Origin of the sequence: Pseudomonas sp. MONT-RG-20F-20-E-7-02 (genome assembly GCF_022662395.1) — a bacterium.
GTDB lineage: Bacteria > Pseudomonadota > Gammaproteobacteria > Pseudomonadales > Pseudomonadaceae > Aquipseudomonas.
This window is the reverse complement of the sequence record NZ_JAKNQN010000002.1, coordinates 853,404-871,351: the sequence shown is the minus strand read 5'-3', so window position 1 is coordinate 871,351 and position 17,948 is coordinate 853,404. Positions and strand designations below refer to the sequence as shown.

The window sequence follows — 17,948 nt, the reverse complement described above, 5'->3', positions numbered from 1 at the left end:
AATCGTCAGTGAGGTTAAAAACTGCTGATCAATAGGGGACAGTTCGATCACGGCGGATGTTCACCCTTTAGTGTGAAGATTGCGTCATGGCCGCGCGGTATTGGCGGGTGCGCCGAGCGATAAACCACTGATCGCGCACCAACGCCATGCACGGTGCGACACTGGCCTTGGGCAGATGGCCGCGGCTGAGCCGGCGCATCTGATACCGCACCACGGCAAGCGTGGCGAGGGAGGCCAGGGGTTTGCGCTTCCAGTCAATTGGCTTGAGTTGCGGGTTGGGGTCACGGCCTTCGCGCCAGTGTTGGATCAATTGCGGCTCCAGCGTCAGCGCCGTGGCGATGCCGGCCATGGCGATGCCGCTGTCCAGCACTTGCTGCACAATCGGCAAGCGGCGAATGCCACCGGTGACCATCAGCGGCATGGTGGCGATGGTCGCTACGTCCTTGGCAAATTCCAGGAAGTACGCTTCACGGGCCAACGTGCGCCCGTCCCGTGCGTCGCCCTGCATGGCCGGCGCTTCGTAGCTGCCGCCGGACAATTCCAGCAGGTCGATGGGCAGCGGGTTGAGCATCTCGACCACTGCGCGTGCATCCGCCTCGGCGAAACCGCCGCGCTGGAAGTCGGCGGAATTGAGTTTTACCGCCACGCAAAAGGCCGGGCTGACCGTGGCGCGAACCGCGTTGATCACCTCCAGCAGCAAGCGCGCGCGGTTCTCCAGCGAGCCGCCCCAGCGGTCGGTGCGCTGGTTGCTGAGCGGCGAGAGAAACTGGCTGATCAAGTAGCCATGCGCGCCGTGGATCTGCACCCCGGTGAACCCGGCTTTCTCGGCCAGGCGCGCGCTGGCGGCGAAGCGTTTGATTACGTCTTGAATCTCGGCTTCGGTCATCGCCTTGGGCTTGGCGAACATCTTCGAAAAACCGCCGAGGTCGAGCGCTACCGCAGACGGCGCCATGGCTTGCTGGCCCAGGTTGGCCATGGTCTGGCGCCCCGGATGGCTCAGCTGCACCCAGAAGTGCACGCCCTTGGCGCGGGCCACCTCGGCCCATTCGCGGAAGCTGTCCAGGTGCTGTTCATCTTCCAGGGCGACACCGCCCGGGCCGGTCATGGCGCGGCGGTCGATCATCACGTTGCCGGTCAACAGCAAGCCGGGCTCGCCGTCTGCCCACGCCGTGTAGAGCTGTTTTAGTTCGCGCGACGGGGCCTGTTTGGCGTCGGCCATGTTCTCTTCCATCGCAGCCTTGGCGATGCGGTTGGCGAGGACTTGGCCGTTAGGCAGTTGCAAGGCTTCGAAAGGTGACATGCGTTGACTCCTGAGCGGGGGAGGCCTCAGGCTAAGCTTAAAGTTAACTTTAATGTCAAGCAGGGTGTGGCGATGAATATTGGTGAATTGGCAAAGAGGAGCGGGTTGGCGGCGTCGCGTATTCGCTTTTATGAGGCCGAAGGGCTGATCAGCCAGGTGGGGCGCCAGGCCAATGGCTATCGGCGCTATTCAGCCGAAGCGCTGCAAACCTTGCAGCTGATTCAAAGCGCGCAGCAGGCCGGGTTCACCTTGCAGGAGCTTAAAGCGTTGATGCCGGCGCCGGGCGAGAGCAAGCGCGACGAGTTGATTGAGGCACTGGAGCGCAAGGTGGCGCAAATCGAAGAGATGCAGGCGCAGCTGGCCCATAGCAAAGCTCAGTTATTGGGCGTGATCGACGCGGTGCGGGCGCACCCGGCAGATGTGCCGTGTTCCATGGGGCAGAAGCAGGTGCTGGCGTCGATCACGCATGATCGTTCCCACGCTCTGCGTGGGAATGCCGCTTCGGACGCTCTGCGTCCCGCTGAAGAGTGACGCGGAGCGTCATGGGAGGCGCTCCCACGCAGAGCGTGGGAGCGATCACGTTAGCGACGACGGAACAAGGGCAACGGCTCGTCCGTGGCGGCCTGGTACGTCACCGAGAAGTCCTTGAGGCTTTCCAGGGCTTCGTACGGGTCTTTGTCGGCGCGCAAGGCGAAGGCATCGAACCCGCAGCGGCGCATGTAGAACAGCTGGTCACGCAGCACGTCACCAATCGCCCGCAGCTCGCCCTTGTAACCGTAACGGTCGCGCAGCAAGCGCGCGTTTGAGTAGTTGCGGCCGTCGGTAAAGGCCGGGAAGTTCAGGGCGATGACCTGGAAGTGCTGCACGTCATCGCCGATTTCTTCGGCTTCTTCATCGGCGTCCAGCCACACACCCAGGCCGCCGTCGCGGGCCTTGAGGGCGTGGCCGTGTTCGCGCCACAGGGCCAGCGGCACGATCAGGTCGTCGCAGTTGGAAATACCGTCGAAGCTCGCGTCCTTGGGCAGCAGGTGCCAGGTTTCGTCGAGGACTTCGTTGTTCTTAATGATTCGCTGCATAGACGCGCTCCTTGAACAGGTCGATGCCGATGCGCTGGTAGGTGTCGATGAAACGCTCATCTTCGGTGCGCTGTTCAATGTACACATCGATCAGCTTGCCGATCACCTCGGGCATGGCTTCCTGGGCGAAGGACGGGCCGAGGATCTTGCCCAGGCTCGCATCGCGGCTGGCGCTGCCACCCAGGGACACTTGGTAGAATTCTTCGCCTTTCTTGTCCACGCCCAGGATGCCGATGTGGCCGACGTGGTGGTGACCACAGGCGTTCATGCAACCGGAGATGTTCAGGTCCAGCTCGCCGATGTCGAACAGGTAGTCCAGGTCGTCGAAACGGCGCTGGATCGATTCGGCAATCGGAATCGATTTGGCGTTGGCCAGGGAGCAGAAGTCGCCACCCGGGCAGCAGATGATATCGGTCAGCAAGCCGATGTTCGGCGTGGCGAAACCGCCTTCGCGCAGCTCGCCCCACAGGGTGAACAGTTGGCTCTGCTCAACGTCGGCAAGAATGATGTTCTGCTCGTGGGAGGTGCGCAGTTGGCCGAAGCTGTAGCGCTCGGCCAGGTCGGCAACGGCGTCCAGCTGCTTGTCGGTGATGTCGCCCGGCGCCACGCCGGTAGGTTTGAGCGACAGGGTCACGGCGACATAGCCCGGCTTTTTGTGCGCCAGGGTGTTGCGAGTGCGCCAGCGGGCGAAACCTGGGTGTTGCTGGTCGAGGGCTGCGAGCTCGGCGTCCTGATTGCTCAGGGCTTTGTACTCGGGGTCGACGAAGTGCTTGGCCACACGCTGTACTTCGGCTTCGGTCAGGGTGGTCTGGCCGCCGCGCAGGTGTTCCATTTCAGCGTCGACTTTCTGGGCGAATACCTCAGGGGTCAGCGCTTTGACCAGGATCTTGATCCGGGCCTTGTACTTGTTGTCACGACGGCCGTAGCGGTTGTAGACCCGCAGAATCGCGTCGAGGTAGCTCAACAGGTCCTGCCACGGCAGGAACTCGTTGATAAACGCGCCCACCACCGGCGTACGGCCGAGGCCGCCACCGACCAGTACACGGAAACCCAGCTCGCCGGCTGCGTTGTGCACCGGTTCGAGGCCGATGTCGTGCACTTCGATGGCTGCACGGTCCGAGGTCGAGCCATTGATGGCGATCTTGAACTTACGTGGCAGGTAAGCGAATTCAGGGTGGAAGGTGGTCCACTGGCGGACTATTTCACACCAGGGGCGCGGGTCGATCAGCTCGTCAGCGGCAACGCCGGCAAACTGGTCGGTGGTCACGTTGCGCAGGCAGTTACCGCTGGTCTGAATGGCGTGCATCTGCACGGTGGCCAGCTCAGCCAGGATGTCCGGCACGTCTTCCAGCGCCGGCCAGTTGAACTGTACGTTCTGGCGGGTACTGATGTGGGCGTAGCCCTTGTCGAAGTCGCGGGCGATCTTGGCCATCATGCGCGTCTGGCGTGAGGTCAGTTGGCCATAAGGCACAGCCACCCGCAGCATCGGCGCAAAGCGCTGAACATAAAGGCCATTTTGCAGGCGCAGAGGGCGGAACTCTTCTTCGCTCAGTTCACCTGCCAGATAGCGTCGGGTCTGATCACGGAACTGCTTGACGCGGTCCTCGATGATGCGCTGATCGTATTCGTCGTATACGTACATATAGGTCCTGTTCTCGGCAAATCTGCGCGCACGGCCGCGCACTCCCAACGGAGCCGGCGCACGATACCAGTTTGCGTTTATGCGCAAAAGTGATGTTTGAGTATATGTAAATAACCAAATTGACTAATGAGAACGGTTATCGTGATACCCACATTTGTCATGCGGGCAATCGTCGACTTTACTGTGAGCGTGTTTGAGTGCAATCACCTATAAAACCGATAAGAGGCGATGCGATGAGCAATTCAACCAAAGCCCGTAAACCCGACAGTACCGTGGATGCCTGGGCGATTCTGTTCCTGATCATCCTGGTGGTCGGGACCGCCGTATTCTGGGTTAGCCACCAGTAAAAGAAGGGTGCTTGCGCCTCGATTGACTGTCGCATTGCCATTATGATGGCGATCAACATTCGAGGCACAAACATCCATGTTGAAGGTTCTGATTGCGTGTGTGTGGTTACTGGGGGCGGCGTACGGGGCGACAGCCCATGCGGCGTCAGTGGTATTTCTCAACCCCGGCACGTCCACCGAAACCTTCTGGGTCAGCTACGCGCAATTCATGCAGGCCGCCGCCAAGGACCTCGGCCTGGATTTGCGCGTGCGTTATTCCGAGCGCAATGCCGATAACACCCTGGCCCAGGCCCGCGAAGCGTTGCAGGGTGCCGAGCGGCCCGATTACCTGGTGCTGGTGAACGAGCAGTACGTCGCCCCGCAAATTCTGCGCATGGCGCAAGGCAGTGGGGTGAAGTTGCTGATCGTCAATAACGCACTGACCGCCGATCAGGTGCAATTGCTTGATGCGCGTACAGACGCGCAGTGGATCGGCAGCCTGGTGGCCGACGACGAGCAGGCCGGTTACCTGATGCTCACCGACCTGTTGCGCCAGCATGGCCCCGTCGCGCCGGGTGCAACCCTCGACATGCTGGCGTTTTCCGGCGCCAAGAACACGCCCGTTGCACAACGACGCGAGCAAGGCCTGCGCCGCGCGCTGGCCGAACATCCCGAGGTGCGCCTGCGCCAGTTGGTCTACGGGGAATGGAGCCGCCAGCGCGCTTTCGAGCAAGCCACGCAGTTGTTCAGGCGCCATCCGCAGACAGCGCTGGTGTGGTCGGCCAATGATGAGATGGCACTGGGCGCGATGCAGGCCTTGCAAGACAGCGGGCGAGTGCCCGGCAAGGACGTGTCGTTCAGTGCGGTCAACAGTTCGCCGGACATATTGCAGGCACGCCTGGACGGGCGGCTGACCACCCTGGTTGCCGGGCATTTCACCCTGGGCGGGTGGGCCATGGTGCTGGTCAACGATGATGCCAAGGGCGTCGACATCAGCGCCTACGGCGGTCGCGACCGCCAGCAAGCGCTGTTCCAGTTGATCGATAGCGACCAGGCCAAGCGCTTGCTGGGGCCGATGCCGCCGGTAGATTTTCGTGCGCTCTCGGCGGTCGGCAAGCCGGCGTCCTACCGTTACCCGTTCAGCCTGCAACTGCTGCTGCGTTAAACCCCGGCCAGGTGCAGCACCAGCTGGACGATGCCGAACAGCGTCAGCGCAAACACGGCCGTGAACAGGATGCCCAGCACGACAAAATGGCTGGGCTTGCCATGGGTAAAGTCGCGCGCACGATTTTTCCCGCTCTGCACGCCAAAGGCGGCCGCCATCACGCTGTGCAGCATTTGCCAGAAGGTCGGCGGTTTGTTGTCGAGTGGATCGTCCATAAAACCCTCGTCACGAAGACTCTCCAACACAGCATAGACGCCCCGTATCTATACACCACCGGCCTTGGGCTGAACGGTGATGTGCTGTCACTTCATTTCACAGGAGTGACAGCATGTCCGATTTATCCCCTGGTGCCGCCACCGCTAAACCGTCGGCGGCAACCTTAAGTATTCACGGCGACTTCCTCGAAAAGGCTGTGCCGCAATGGCTGATCGACGCGACACCGGCCCGCCGCCTGGCGCTTAAACACAGCACGGCGGTGTTGCCGGGCTGGTACAAAGACGCCTCGCCCGAACAACGCAAGACCCTCACCGCCAGCATCAAGGCCAGCACCCTGGCCCAGACCCAGCTCGACAAAAGCATGGCCGCGTTCCAGGACGTCGACACCTTCGCCCGGCCCTTACTGCTCAAAGCCTTGAAAGACCAGTACCAGGTGGACGTTGACGTCGACAAGACCCTGCTGTGCCTGCGCCGCCCGCTGGCGGTGACGGTGCTGGAGCTGGAAGTGTCGTCGTTCGAATTCCTCAAGTTGTCGATGCTGCAAGCTGCACTGCATAACTTCGAAGCCTGGGAGTGCAAAAGCGCTGCCTACCATGAAAGCTCCGGCTTTGTGGTGCAGGCGGCCAGCCCTGACACCTTTGAAGCCACCACGCTGAACCTGACGGTCAGCCAGTTCCTGACGCTGTGCCGTGGCCTGGATGTGGGCGCCAACTACCAGGCCTACCTGAAGACGTTCTTCGAGCCTGCCGATGCCACGGCCCAGGCGACCCTGCGCCAACGGTTTATCGCCAGCCAGAAAGCCGCGATGCGCGCTGCCGCTGACCAGGCGTTATTGAACCGGGACATCAAGCCTGCGGACCACAAGATGATCGTCTCGGTGATCAACGGCGAAGTGCACCCGTGGATGGGTGACAAGCAAGTCTGGTTCAACGACATGGGCCTGATGAAAAAACGCATGACCGGCTGTGTGGCCTTCGTGATCGGTAAAAAATACCGCTACAACGACGAAGTGATTCTCTACATTCCCCAGGACCCGGAGCATCCCCTCAAGCGCTATACCGCCGCGCAGATGCGCCAGGAATTCAAGCGCCTGTTCACCGCCAGAGACGGCATGCAGGCCAACGATGCCAGCCCCACGGCCTACCAGCGTTTTTTCAGCCAGTTCGTGCCGTATGCGCAGCGCGGGTATTACTTCAGCCAATTCACCCAGGCGGCTGCCGATTCCCCGGGCGGCCCTTTGACGTCGCCGTGGCGCACGATCATCGAGACGGTCAGTGAGCTGTCGCCCGCCACCCATATCAAGGAGCTGCCACCGGCGCGTCCGGCAAGAATGGAACCGGCACCCGATCCGTATATCGCGCCCTCTTATGTCACCCGCAAGGGGCGCGGGCCGTGGGCGGACAATGTGGACCTGTGGGACTACCTGTTTGAGCAAAACCGCGACAAGGTGTATGCCGATGCCCGCAGCCATGCGGTGCCCACCGCCGAAGTCGATATCAAGGCGCGCGAAGCAAAACTCGCCCATCTGCTGGAAATCGGCTTGCTGGGGCTGAACATGGTCTCCATGTTCGTCCCGGTCCTGGGCGAAATCATGTTGACGGTGATGGCCGGGCAGCTGCTGTACGAAACCCTGGAGGGCTCGATCGAATGGGCCGAGGGCGACAAGCGCGCAGCCAAGGCGCACCTGGTCGACGTGGCCGAGAACCTCGCGCAGCTGGCTGTCATAGCTGGCGTGGGCGCAGCGGTGAGTAGATTCAGGGCCGTCAAGCCGGAACCGGTGATTGAACACCTTAGCCCCGTGACGCTGCCCAACGGCGAAACCCGCCTGTGGAAGCCTGATTTGAGTGGCTATGAAAGCCCGGTCGCGCTGGATGCCGGCTCAGGGCCGAATGCGCTGGGGCAGCATCAGCTGCAGGGCAAGACCTATATCCGCCTGGGCAATAAGGTTTACGAGCAGTTCTTCGAGGAGTCGGCCCAGCAGTGGCGCATCAAGCACCCGAGCGACCCCGCCGCGTATCAGCCGATTCTGCACAGCAACGGCCGTGGCGCCTGGCGTCACACCCTGGAGCGGCCACTGGAATGGGATCGCCTGACCCTTTTGCGGCGCATGGGCCATACCACCGAGGCGTTTTCCGATACCGAGCTGATCAAGGTGGCGGATGTCAGCGGTGTCAGCGACAACGCCCTGCGCAAAATGCACATGGACCTCGCGCCGCCGCCGCCCGAGCTGACGGATGCAATGCGCCTGTTCAAGGCCGACGCCGACACCGGCCAGGTGATCGAACAAATGCGCGGCACCCAACCGATTGATGACCGCTATCTGTACGCGCTGCCGCTGGTGGCGGAAATGCCCGGTTGGCCGAAAACCCGGGTGCTTGAGGTATTTGAGGCGCCGGGTTTGTCGGGCACGTCGGTCAAGTACGGCTCCGAGCGTCTGCCACGCGGCGCGACTGCCAAGGCGCCGATCAGGATCAGCCGTGCCGATATCCTCGGTGGCCAACTGCCGGCGCACATTCTGGCGGTGCTTGATGAGCAGGAAGTCGTCGGCCTGCTGGGCGCGCAGGGCGCACGGGTGGTGGAGCTGCGGCCGCAAGAGTTTGGCAAGCAACTGACCGAGTACGCCCAGACCCGCAAACCGGCGATTTTCGACAGCCTTTACGCCGGCACGGAGCCGGTGTCGAGCCAGGTCCGGCGGTTGCAGCGCGTATGTCCCGGGCTTAGCGAAGCCGGCGCCGAGGAAGCCTTGGCGCACGCGCGGCCTGATGACCTCAACCAACTGGAGGACGCACACCGGGTGCCCTTGACCTTGCTGGAAGAGGCCCGCTGGTATGCGCGCCAGGGTCGCCAAACCCGCGCCTATGCCGGTTTGCGCAGCGAAAACATGGCCTCGGCGGACAGCCGACGCCTGGCACTGCATTGCCTGGAAAAACTCCCCGGTTGGCCGGACACGCTGCGCCTGGAGGTGCGCGCAGACAGTGACAGCGGCACGCTGCTGGACAGCATTGGCAGCGAGTCGGCACGCGATAAGAAGTACCTGGTGAGAAGAGGCTCACGGTTTCAGGCTTTTAATGCGCGCGGTGAGGCACTCAACAGCCTGCCCAAACAGGGCGACAATTTTTATGCCTCGCTGATGCACGCGTTGCCCGATGAAGCTCGGCGCGGGCTGGGCGTGCCTCAGGTCGGCCAGAGCGCCGAGTTGCAGGAAAAAATCATTGAGTTTGCCGACCGTTATCGCAGTGAAACAGCGTCACTGCTGGCACCGCAAAGCCAGCGTCCCAAGCCGCCCGTGCGGGTCAGCGACACGCTGGTGGGGTACTACGCCAGCGGACGTGAGGTCGACGTGAGGGCAAATCTTTCGGCGCGGGCGAGGGCGCTCTACCCGGAACTGAGCGACGCCCAGGCCAGTGCTTATATTCGCCGGATGCAACAGGAGGGCAGGAGCGACAAGGCAATCTTCAATCTCCTGGAAAACCACAGGCGCGAATATGCAGAGCTGGCATCAACCCTTGACCAGTGGGTGGGCCGGCCTCCGGTGGCGCTGGACCCGTTCAGCGCCGCGCCGGACAATTCTGCGTACCTGCATAGAACCCAAGTCGCCCAGTTGCTCAAGGCGCAGTGGCGGCGCGCACCGCTGGCGAGGGAAGTACCGGGTGCCGAACGGCTGGCGATTGTGATCAATGAGCCGTTGCCGCCGCTGACGGCTGACTTTGCGCATATCCGCGAGCTGTCGGTAGGTGGGCGCGGTTTGAGCGACGCCAACGCGGATGCCTTTCTGGCGCGGTTTCCCAATGTGAACAGTCTGTCTATTGGCGAGAGCGGTCGCGTGTGGGACCCGGCTACCTTCGGACTATCGCCGCTGACCACGGTGCCCCAGGCGGTGAGCAAGCTGACTCAGCTCAAGCACCTGACGTTCAAGGCAGATGCGTCGTCGCTGGCGTCGGATTTCGCCTCGAAACTCAATGCGCTCACTTCGCTGCAGGCGCTGCATATCGAGTGCAGCGGGTTTTCTCCGGCGGCACTCAATAACCTGGATTTGTCCGCGCTTGTGCAGTTGAAACAGCTGAAGTTCGATGCGCCTCACGCGCTCTCGCAGTGGCCGGCTTATGCTGAAAACCTGGCCCGGCTGGAGCGTCTGGACCTGGCCAACACCAGCATCCGCGCATTGCCTGAGAGCCTGTATACCGGGCATGAAGACCTGTGGGCGGGCCTGTCGCTGGACTGGTCAAACTTCACCCGCGAGGCCTTCACACCCGCGTATAAGTACGTGAAAGACTATCGCGGCGAACGGGTTCACCTGGCTGACCTGCACCAGATGGTCCGCGAGTACGCCAGGGGTGAGTTGCAGTCGTTGCTGGGCCCTTCGCCGCTGACGGGCGCCTTGCACGAAAAAATCATGACCACCTGGAATACCCCTGAAACCCGTTTTGCTGCTATCGAAGCCCTGGGGGCAGAGTACAGCGGGCTTTTTGCGCGGTTCTACCACCCGGCCACGTCGGCGTCGCGCCTCAGGTTACGTTCAATACCCTGGCAAACGGGTGCCAACGCACACGTTATCAATGCCCTCGAAACCAGCTGGCGCGGGGCGGTGGCCCAGCGTTATGAATTGACGGCCAACGTATCGGTGCTTGAGTTGCCGGCGCCGGAGTTTCGAGTGGACGCCGGTTCCTTGCCGGTGAACACCGTTGAACTGCCGCAACTGCCGGCTGACACCTTTTCCCATGTGCGCACGTTGCGCCTGGGCTGGGTGGGAGAGTCGATTGAGCAGACCCGTGGTTTTATTCGCGCGTTCAGCGGCGCGCAAACCCTTGAACTGCGCGGCCATGGTTTGACCGAATTACCATTTGGCCCAGGCGACCTGCCTGCCTTGAGCCGACTCGACCTGTCCAACAATAGCCTGGTGGTCACGCCAGCGGTCCAGGCGCAACTCAATGGTCTGAGCAGCCTGGAGCAATTGAATCTGAGCCATAACCCACTGGCGGCGTTGGATGTCAGTGAGCTGACGCATCTCAAGGCGCTGAATGCGCGAGCCAGCCAATTGCAGGCCTGGCCAACCGGGGCCGAGGGTTTGCCGCAGTTGGCGTGGCTCGACTTGCGCGATAATCAACTGCCGACATTGCCGTCATCCGTGCTGGCGAACGACGCGTTGATGATGAAGGTGAACCTGGCGGGGAACCGCTTCATCCCGGACGGTGAGGCTGCGTTGGCGTCGGCACGCCAACGGATCGAAACCGCTCAAGGTTTGCCCGAAGGCGCACTGAGCCGGTTTGAACAGCAAGCTGTGCCAGGCGCTTTTCCACCGGAAGAAACCGGCTTGTCGATGGCGCGTTATTTATTGCCATTGCCAGAGCCCATCGCGAGCCTGGAAGGTGTTGCGGGCTTTGCCAAGCGCTTGCAACAGTTGAACCCGGCGCTGACCGAGGATCAGGCGCTGCAACGGCTGGAACAACTGCGTGACAGCGGGTTGAGCGACCCACAGATAGACACGCAACTGAGCGCATGGCGCCGGGAGTGCGAGTCCCTGACGCGCCAGCTCAATGGCTGGCTGTATACCCGCGAACTGCAGGCCGCAGACGTGAGTGTCCTGGCCGTAGAACGGCAACTGGCAGCGGCCAAAATCAGTGAATGCTGGCAGCGCGGCGTGTCTGGTGATGCAGAGGCTGAGCTGAGCCTGCACGGCCTGCAAATCGACCGTCTGCCTGAATTGGACCTGCGGTTTCAGCAGGTGCGCAGCCTGGACTTGACCGGTGTGCGCTTTTCGGGGCAAGGCGCCGATGGCTTTCTCAACAGCTTCCCGGCCTTGCGCAAGCTGGTTCTGAGCGGCAACGAGCTGACGGCGTTGCCCGAGGCGGTGCAACACATGGGCCAGCTGGAGCAACTGGAATTGGCCGCCAACGCTTTCAGCGACCCCGAGCCCCTGTACCGCCAATTGGGCGGTGAACGCGTGCGCCGTCTGGACCTAAGCCACAACAACCTGAGCGAGTTCAGCACCAGCGCCTTCAGCCGCCTGGAAGCCCTCGACCTCGGCTACAACGACATTGCCCAGTGGCCCGACGGCGCATTGGAGGCCACCGACCTGCGTACGCTGAACCTCAGCGGTAATGCCCTGACGACATTTCCGGACCGCTTGCTGGGTGGCAGTCACGATCAATTGGTGAGCGGTACGAACCTGGCCGACAATCACCAGCTGTCGCTCAACGCGCTGGAGCAGCTCAGGCACTACAGCGATGCCCACCAGGGGCAGGGCGTCATGGGCCTGACCCGCGAGGACATCAACCTCAGGATTGCCGCGCTTGAAAGCGACTCCGACATCGGCTCTGGAAGCGACTCCGGCGCTGATTCGGACGGTGACTCCGACGATGATAATGACGCCGGGGCGGCCTATGAGCCCCTGGAAATCATTCCTGACCCGTCGGGTGAGGCGAGTGAAGCGGCGTTGGCATCCTGGCTGATGAACACGCCGTCGGCCCTGGCCGCATCCAGGCAGCAACTGTGGCTGCAACTAACCCAGGAGCCCGGGCACGCACCCTTTTTTCATTTGCTCTCGCGATTGCGTGATACCCAGGAGTTCAGGTTCACCCGCACTGATCTGACCCGGCGGGTGTGGGAGGTGATCGACGCGGCCGCCAGCAATGCGCAACAGCGCGAGACGTTATTCGCGGCCTCGCAAACCCACAACACCTGTATCGATGGGCGCACCCTTACGTTCAGTGCAATGGAGGTGCTGGTGTTCGAGGAGCGTGTATTGCGTGACGTTCCGGTCCACAACGTGAGGCTGCGCGGCCAACGGTTATTGGACCTGTCCCGGCAACTGTTCCGACTCGACCAGGTCGACACCTTGGCTGAACGCAATGCCCAGGGGCTGGACCGCGCGGAGGTACGCTTGCAGTACCGCATCGGCATGACTCACGGTTGGCCAGACGGCCTCGACCTGCCAGGGCAACCCACCTACATGGCGTTTGCTACGCCGCTCAGCGGGCAGGCGTTGAATAGCGCGCGTGCCCTGGTGCTCGCGGCGGAAGGCGCCGATGGGTTTTATGAAAGCCTGATTGCCCGTGATTATTGGCTCAACTACTTGCGCGAGCGCTATCCCGACGCGTTCGATGCCCTGGAGCAAAACGCGCTCAGGCGCCAGGACGCTGTGGAGGACGAACACAGTGCCAGGGAACCGGGCACTGAGAGCCAGCAGCGTTATGACGAGGCGTTGACCCTGTTGGAGATCGAGTTGGGCAGCGCGCGGGCGCAGAAGCTGCTTGAGCTGTCGCGAAAGGAGGTGCTGGAGCTATCGACCGGCACGGTTGAGACCTCACCGCCGAGACCGGCGTCGCCGCAACCCGGTCCGTCCTGGAGGCAGTAGTTTTTCAAGCCCCCATACCCGCAGGTGCGGGTATGGGGGCCATTGGTTGGCAGGTTACGCTTGCAGCGGGGGTTCCAGTATCAGGAACAATTTCTGATCCAGAGGCGGTCTGATCAAGGCTTTGTCCATCAGCACGGCAGTGCGGTTATCTGCCGCGGCTTGTTCGATCACCTGCCGGCGCGTCAATGATTGCTGCTCCGGGAGTTTCAAGTGGGCGAAGCTGTGTTGCGCTGCCGGCGTCAGCGCCGTGGGGTAATGGAAGTGCGCATACCACAACACCTTGAGCGTTTGTTTGTCCTTCACTGAGTATTCGGTCAGGAAATCACCGGCTGCCAGTAGTTTTCGGCTTTTGACCAGGTTGATATCGATGAAGCCTTTCTTGTGCAGGTAGTCGATGTTTTCAGCTTTGGGGAGCTGTTGCATGTAGCCCTGCGCGCGCACCTCGTGAGCCAGGATGCGAGCGGCCCGCGCCCTGTCACCGTAAGCCTTGATCAAGTCGTCAGCCTCGGCGTGGGTGGCATGGTCTTCTTTGATCTCATTGGCCAAGGCTTCGATTTTGCTCGCATGCTGGGTCAACATGTCTTCCCATTCCACCGGGCGCAGGGTTTCACGTCGGGTGGGATCCAGGAGCTTTCGCTGTTGGTCGCGTATCGTGCGCTCAATTCTTGCCCTTTCGGCCAATACGGATTCTGCACTGCGTTTAATCGTGTTCAACGAGCGCTTTACCGGCGCGCTCGGTGGTACGACCGGCGCCGCTTGGACAACTTCAGTCCATACGCCTTCAGCGGCGTGTTCGTGGTAGCTGGCGACAATCTTCTTGGTGTACGGGTCGGTGATATCGACAAAATTACCCGGCATGTCTGGCTGAGGCGCGCGCAAGTCACCCACCAGCGTGCGTTGGTTACGCGTCCTGATAACTCGGCGGGTGGCGGGTTTCTCGCGCGTGGGGGCAGGTAGTCTGGGTTGGTGAGCGAACCCTTCCTCCGAAAGAATCAGGTCCGCCAGCTGGGCTTCAAGGCTGGTACGGGCGCTGCCGATCTCATCGAGGAACGTTGCTCGATATTCCTCGCGCACAAAGCCGGAGCCCATTTCAGCCAGCGACCTGACGGCGTTCTCCAGCCGTTCATAGCGCTCAAGGACGTCCTTGAGCACGTCAATTTGTTCAAGCGTCGAGTAGCCACGGGTGGTGCGCATTTCCGTATGCGCCAACACACTGGTGACGGTTTTGGCGTCGGTGAGCACCATGAGGTATGGAAACTCGGCGAGTTCCCGGGAGGGGTGAGTGCGGTCAAGCACCAGTTCAGTCAGGAAGATCAGTGCATGCTGGTTGAGCGTGCTTGAGGAGATGTTTTGATCGCTGGGGCTGTCCTGCAATAGCAGTTGGCGCAAGGCAGGGTCCGCTTGCTGGAGGATATTCTCGACGTGCTGAGCAGGCTCGATCTTCTGTTTGAGCACCTCAAATTGCTGCTTCCTGATATTCCTGAATTCCTCGTAGGCGTCGGTGATGCCATTGGGTAATTGCGTATTGGCACGGGCCTGCACTTCATCTTCAGCTTCGCCGCGCTCGGTTTGAAGCGTGTCCAGGAGTTTTTGCGACATGACCTCATAGACCGCGCCCCAGTAATTAAACAGGGCCCTGGTGTTCCTGTTGCGACGCTTTACATATTCCGGATCGGTCCTGTCGGCTGCCACCAATTCACCGGCGAGGGTTTGCATGTCCTGCAGCATGGAAACCGACTCAAGACCTTGTTGCAGATACTGCTCAAGGGCGATCTCCCACTCGACCTTGGCCCGTGCCGTGGCAAGGCGCCGATGCTCATGGCGTTGAGTGATTCGCGCGTGCAGTTCTGGAATCGCGGCCGAGGTGGTAAGCCTTGACCAATCTGCGCGCAGGTCGATCAGCTCTTTCGCCAGCCGGTCGCGGGCGTCGTCCAGCGCGACTTTAAGCTCTACCGATTTTATCGCCACCGGCACGAATCGCTCCTCGAGTGCACTCAGGTCGCGCTTGAGCGCCGCGATTCGATCGCGTTGTTTGCGCAGCTGTGCATCCAGCTTTTTCCTGGGCATGCCGCCTTCAAGACGCGCCTTGCGTTCAAGGCGCCAATGCCCCTGATTGTCGCCGACCAGCTTGAAACCAGGGTGCAGTGGGCGTTGTGGATCCACCAGGTAAACCTCACCAAACCCCGGCACCACGCTGACCTGAAACAACAGCCCGCCGACGCTGGCGTGCCAGGTTTGGCCAATGCGGTACAGCCCCATAAGCGGGCCGCTGGCCTCTGGTGGCGGCAAGGTTTCGGGCCAGGGCACGTGGACGTCGAGCAGCGCCTTGAGCAACTTCGCACTCGCCTGCGGGCTGGCCAGCGAGCGGCTGAAATCCAGGGCGGTGCGGCCGCTTGCCGGGGGTTCGCCGGGCAGCGTCACGGCGCCGTGGCGAATCAACGAGGGGCCGGGCTGAGGCGTTTGGCCCGCCGGATGGCGCCAGGTGGCCAGGCGCAAGACACTCTCTTCGGGCGCGGGGCGCGCCAAGGGCTGGCGGCTTCGAGGGGAGGCGCTGGTGGCGTGCAACAACAGCATGGCGGTATTGAGCAGCAGGTCAATCAGCGCCAGTTCACGCGTGGTCGGGTCGCTGCTGTCCAGGCCGGCCAGGTCCTGCTCCAGGCTGCTGACCAACACCAGGAACCAGCCGGCCAGCATGGCCGGGCCGCGTACCAACGGCAATAACAGGGTATTGAACAGCAGCCATGCGCCCTCCATCACAATGGCCCAGCGGCTTTCGTGGTTGGACACTGACTCGCGGTCCGCCAGGTCAACCATCGCCCGCGCAGTGCTGCCAAACAAGTGGCTCAGCAGTTGGCCGTTGATCTGTGACTGCAGCCATTCCTCGGCGCCCTCATCGACGGCCAGCGTCGCTGGTGCAGGGTCTTCAGGCGGCGCGAACTCATCCCCCGGCAGGAAGCGAATGATGTGCGGCTGTTTGATCCCGCCGTGGTCATAAATCGGCCGAGCCGTATCGCTCAGCCAGGTCAACACGCTGCTTTGCAGTTCGCCGGGGCTGGCAAGCGCCTCGAGCAGGGCCTGGCGTGTCGGGTATTGAGACAGGGCCTGGGCGTACAGCGGGCGGTACAACACGTGTGGGCCAACACCAGCGTCCCGGGGTTCGATCACGAAGAAGTTGTTGACGGCGTCGGGCGTTGCCCCGGCTTTGCGGCACAGGGCCAGTGGGCGCAGGACGATTTCCTGAGCGTCGACGACCCGGTCTGCGGGGGTCTCGCCCATCAGCGCTTTCACATAGCGATAGCCGGTGGCGGTGACCCCGTGTTGTTGCCGAATCGCGTATTCCAGGGCGCGCATCGGCAGCTGCATCTTGAGTTCGCGGGTGAAGAGTTTTTCCCGGCGGCGCGCGTCGGCGGTGTCCGACAGCAACAGGTCTTTGATCTTCTGCGGGTAGGCCGTTCCGATGTCGACACGCTGGATCAGGCCCTGGCTGCCCAGCAGGTAATCTTCGCTCAGCCAGCCTGGCAGCGCGCCGGCGGTTTTGGACCGTAGCGTCAGCGTGCCCTTAGGCTTGCCGGCGAGGTTCTTCACCGCCAGTTCCGTCAGCGACAGCTGCACATGCTCGATAATGCCGGCGCCGCCTGGGTAACCGGCCGCCACGGCGAAGTCCAGCAGTACAGCGTCGGGGTCCTGGTCGCCGTGGTCGGCCTGCATCTGTTTGCGCAACGCATTGCGGCTGAACGCATGGATGTTTTCCACGCCCTCATTGAATGAGCGCCCCTGATTGAGCCGCAGCACCTGGGCCATGTCCTGCAGGTGGCGGTGGTAGGCAAAGCGCTCGTTGGCGCTCGCTTGCTTGAGCCACGCCGGGAGTTTTTCGTCGACCTTCTGCAGGTGCGCAGGGGCTGGCACGGCGGTTTGGGTAAACAGCAAGGCCGGGTCCGTGAGCGTTTCCAGGGTGCGGTCGAGTGCCGCTTCGCTTTGCCCTTGATAGGCCAGCGTTTCCAGGTCTTCCAGTTGCTGATTGAGGATAAGCCCGGCCTGTTGTTCAAACACGTTGCCGTCCGGTTCATTGCGCCGCCAGGTCAGGCTGTCGAACTGAAACTGCGCCTGCATCCGCGCGCCCCAGGCTTCGCCAAAGGCGTCCAGGGAGCCAAACGGCTCGACAATGCCTGCCACGCTGCACAACAGCACCTGTCTGTCGCGCACCAGCAGCAGGTCCGGCGTCAACAGGCACACCTCCTTGCCGGCTTTAGACAGTGTGGTTTCGATGAAATACGCGTAGGTGGTGGGTGTGGAGCGGGGCAGGCGTTCCACGCGTGACGGCCAGGCGGCGGTGGTGGCCAGCATATCCCTGTGGGTGTCGCTCAGGCCCTGGCGACCGGCTGCCGCTGCGGTCATCTGGCCATTGAGCCACTCGCCCAGCCATTGCCAGCGGCTGCTGCCGAGGCTGTCGGTCTCGCTCCAGTAGGCGGCGAGGTCCGCTTGGAAATGCAGGTAAAGCGAGCCTGGCAGCTCGTCGATGATGTGCGCAATCACCTGCATGTCGATATCGGCCAGGCGGCCGCCGGTAATGGGTGACAGATAGTACGGCAGGCCGTTCTGGGGGCGCAGGTCCAGCAGGCGCGGGTTAAGGACGTGGGCCACCGCCACACTGATCAGCAGCGGGAACGTATAGCCGCCGGCGGGCGTGGGGCTGGCCAGTTTGAGCGTGAGCAGGTCCAGCTTCAGGCGCGGATAACGCTCGCGAATACCGCCGAGCAGTGCCTTGAACACCACTGAAAACAAGGCCGGGCGGGTAGCGAAATGGGCATGGATGGCCTGGGCGGGTAATGCGCTCAGGGCGATGGGTAGATCGGGCATGGCAAATTCCTT

General features: G+C 62.1%; 8 protein-coding genes. 3 read left to right on the top strand and 5 right to left on the bottom strand.

Translation table 11 applies throughout. The features are described from left to right. Positions 1–67: 67 nt before the first annotated feature. Entirely contained in the window at positions 68–1,300 is a 1,233-nt protein-coding gene (locus L8I05_RS08900) for an NADH:flavin oxidoreductase/NADH oxidase family protein (RefSeq protein ID WP_242168348.1), read from the bottom strand. 72 nt (positions 1,301–1,372) lie between these two features. On the opposite strand from L8I05_RS08900, the gene L8I05_RS08895 reads away from it, so the two are divergent. After that, positions 1,373–1,831: a MerR family transcriptional regulator gene (locus L8I05_RS08895; protein WP_242168346.1), complete on the top strand. Its 459-nt coding sequence runs from the start codon at positions 1,373–1,375 to the stop codon at positions 1,829–1,831. A 50-nt stretch (positions 1,832–1,881) separates the two neighbouring features. On the opposite strand, the gene L8I05_RS08890 is transcribed toward L8I05_RS08895, so the two are convergent. Together L8I05_RS08890 and L8I05_RS08885 are read right to left on the bottom strand one after the other, a co-directional pair. Continuing rightward, the gene (locus L8I05_RS08890) at positions 1,882–2,376 is read right to left on the bottom strand and encodes a DUF934 domain-containing protein (protein WP_242168344.1); all 495 of its coding nucleotides are present in this window, start codon (positions 2,374–2,376) and stop codon (positions 1,882–1,884) included. Further along, on the bottom strand, positions 2,360–4,018 hold the full coding sequence (locus tag L8I05_RS08885) for a nitrite/sulfite reductase (protein WP_159955822.1): 1,659 nt from the start codon (positions 4,016–4,018) through the stop codon (positions 2,360–2,362). Before L8I05_RS08885 ends, L8I05_RS08890 begins: the two co-directional genes overlap by 17 nt. 423 nt (positions 4,019–4,441) lie before the next feature. Here L8I05_RS08885 and L8I05_RS08880 point away from each other — a divergent pair, with 423 nt between their 5' ends. Then, positions 4,442–5,509, top strand: a complete 1,068-nt coding sequence (locus L8I05_RS08880) for an ABC transporter substrate-binding protein (protein ID WP_242168342.1) — start codon at positions 4,442–4,444, stop codon at positions 5,507–5,509. Here L8I05_RS08880 and L8I05_RS08875 read toward each other — a convergent pair. Next, complete coding sequence (locus L8I05_RS08875) at positions 5,506–5,724, bottom strand: DUF2970 domain-containing protein (protein ID WP_159955826.1); 219 nt, start codon at positions 5,722–5,724, stop codon at positions 5,506–5,508. The two genes, L8I05_RS08880 and L8I05_RS08875, sit on opposite strands and share 4 nt — an antisense overlap. 113 nt (positions 5,725–5,837) lie before the next feature. Here L8I05_RS08875 and L8I05_RS08870 point away from each other — a divergent pair, with 113 nt between their 5' ends. Continuing rightward, positions 5,838–13,079 carry an NEL-type E3 ubiquitin ligase domain-containing protein gene (locus tag L8I05_RS08870; RefSeq protein WP_242168340.1) on the top strand — a complete coding sequence of 2,414 codons (7,242 nt, stop codon included), beginning with the start codon at positions 5,838–5,840 and terminating at the stop codon, positions 13,077–13,079. 54 nt (positions 13,080–13,133) lie between these two features. Here the strand turns inward: L8I05_RS08870 and L8I05_RS08865 are convergent, their stop codons facing one another. After that, positions 13,134–17,936 carry a DUF6543 domain-containing protein gene (locus L8I05_RS08865; protein ID WP_242168338.1) on the bottom strand — a complete coding sequence of 1,601 codons (4,803 nt, stop codon included), beginning with the start codon at positions 17,934–17,936 and terminating at the stop codon, positions 13,134–13,136. Positions 17,937–17,948 lie beyond the last annotated feature (12 nt).

Bases quoted from the DNA above. Each gene is read 5' to 3' on its own strand.
- L8I05_RS08900 (WP_242168348.1), bottom strand. From the start codon at position 1,300: ATGTCACCTTTCGAAGCCTTGCAACTGCCTAACGGCCAAGTCCTCGCC.
- L8I05_RS08895 (WP_242168346.1), top strand. From the start codon at position 1,373: ATGAATATTGGTGAATTGGCAAAGAGGAGCGGGTTGGCGGCGTCGCGT.
- L8I05_RS08890 (WP_242168344.1), bottom strand. From the start codon at position 2,376: ATGCAGCGAATCATTAAGAACAACGAAGTCCTCGACGAAACCTGGCAC.
- L8I05_RS08885 (WP_159955822.1), bottom strand. From the start codon at position 4,018: ATGTACGTATACGACGAATACGATCAGCGCATCATCGAGGACCGCGTC.
- L8I05_RS08880 (WP_242168342.1), top strand. From the start codon at position 4,442: ATGTTGAAGGTTCTGATTGCGTGTGTGTGGTTACTGGGGGCGGCGTAC.
- L8I05_RS08875 (WP_159955826.1), bottom strand. From the start codon at position 5,724: ATGGACGATCCACTCGACAACAAACCGCCGACCTTCTGGCAAATGCTG.
- L8I05_RS08870 (WP_242168340.1), top strand. From the start codon at position 5,838: ATGTCCGATTTATCCCCTGGTGCCGCCACCGCTAAACCGTCGGCGGCA.
- L8I05_RS08865 (WP_242168338.1), bottom strand. From the start codon at position 17,936: ATGCCCGATCTACCCATCGCCCTGAGCGCATTACCCGCCCAGGCCATC.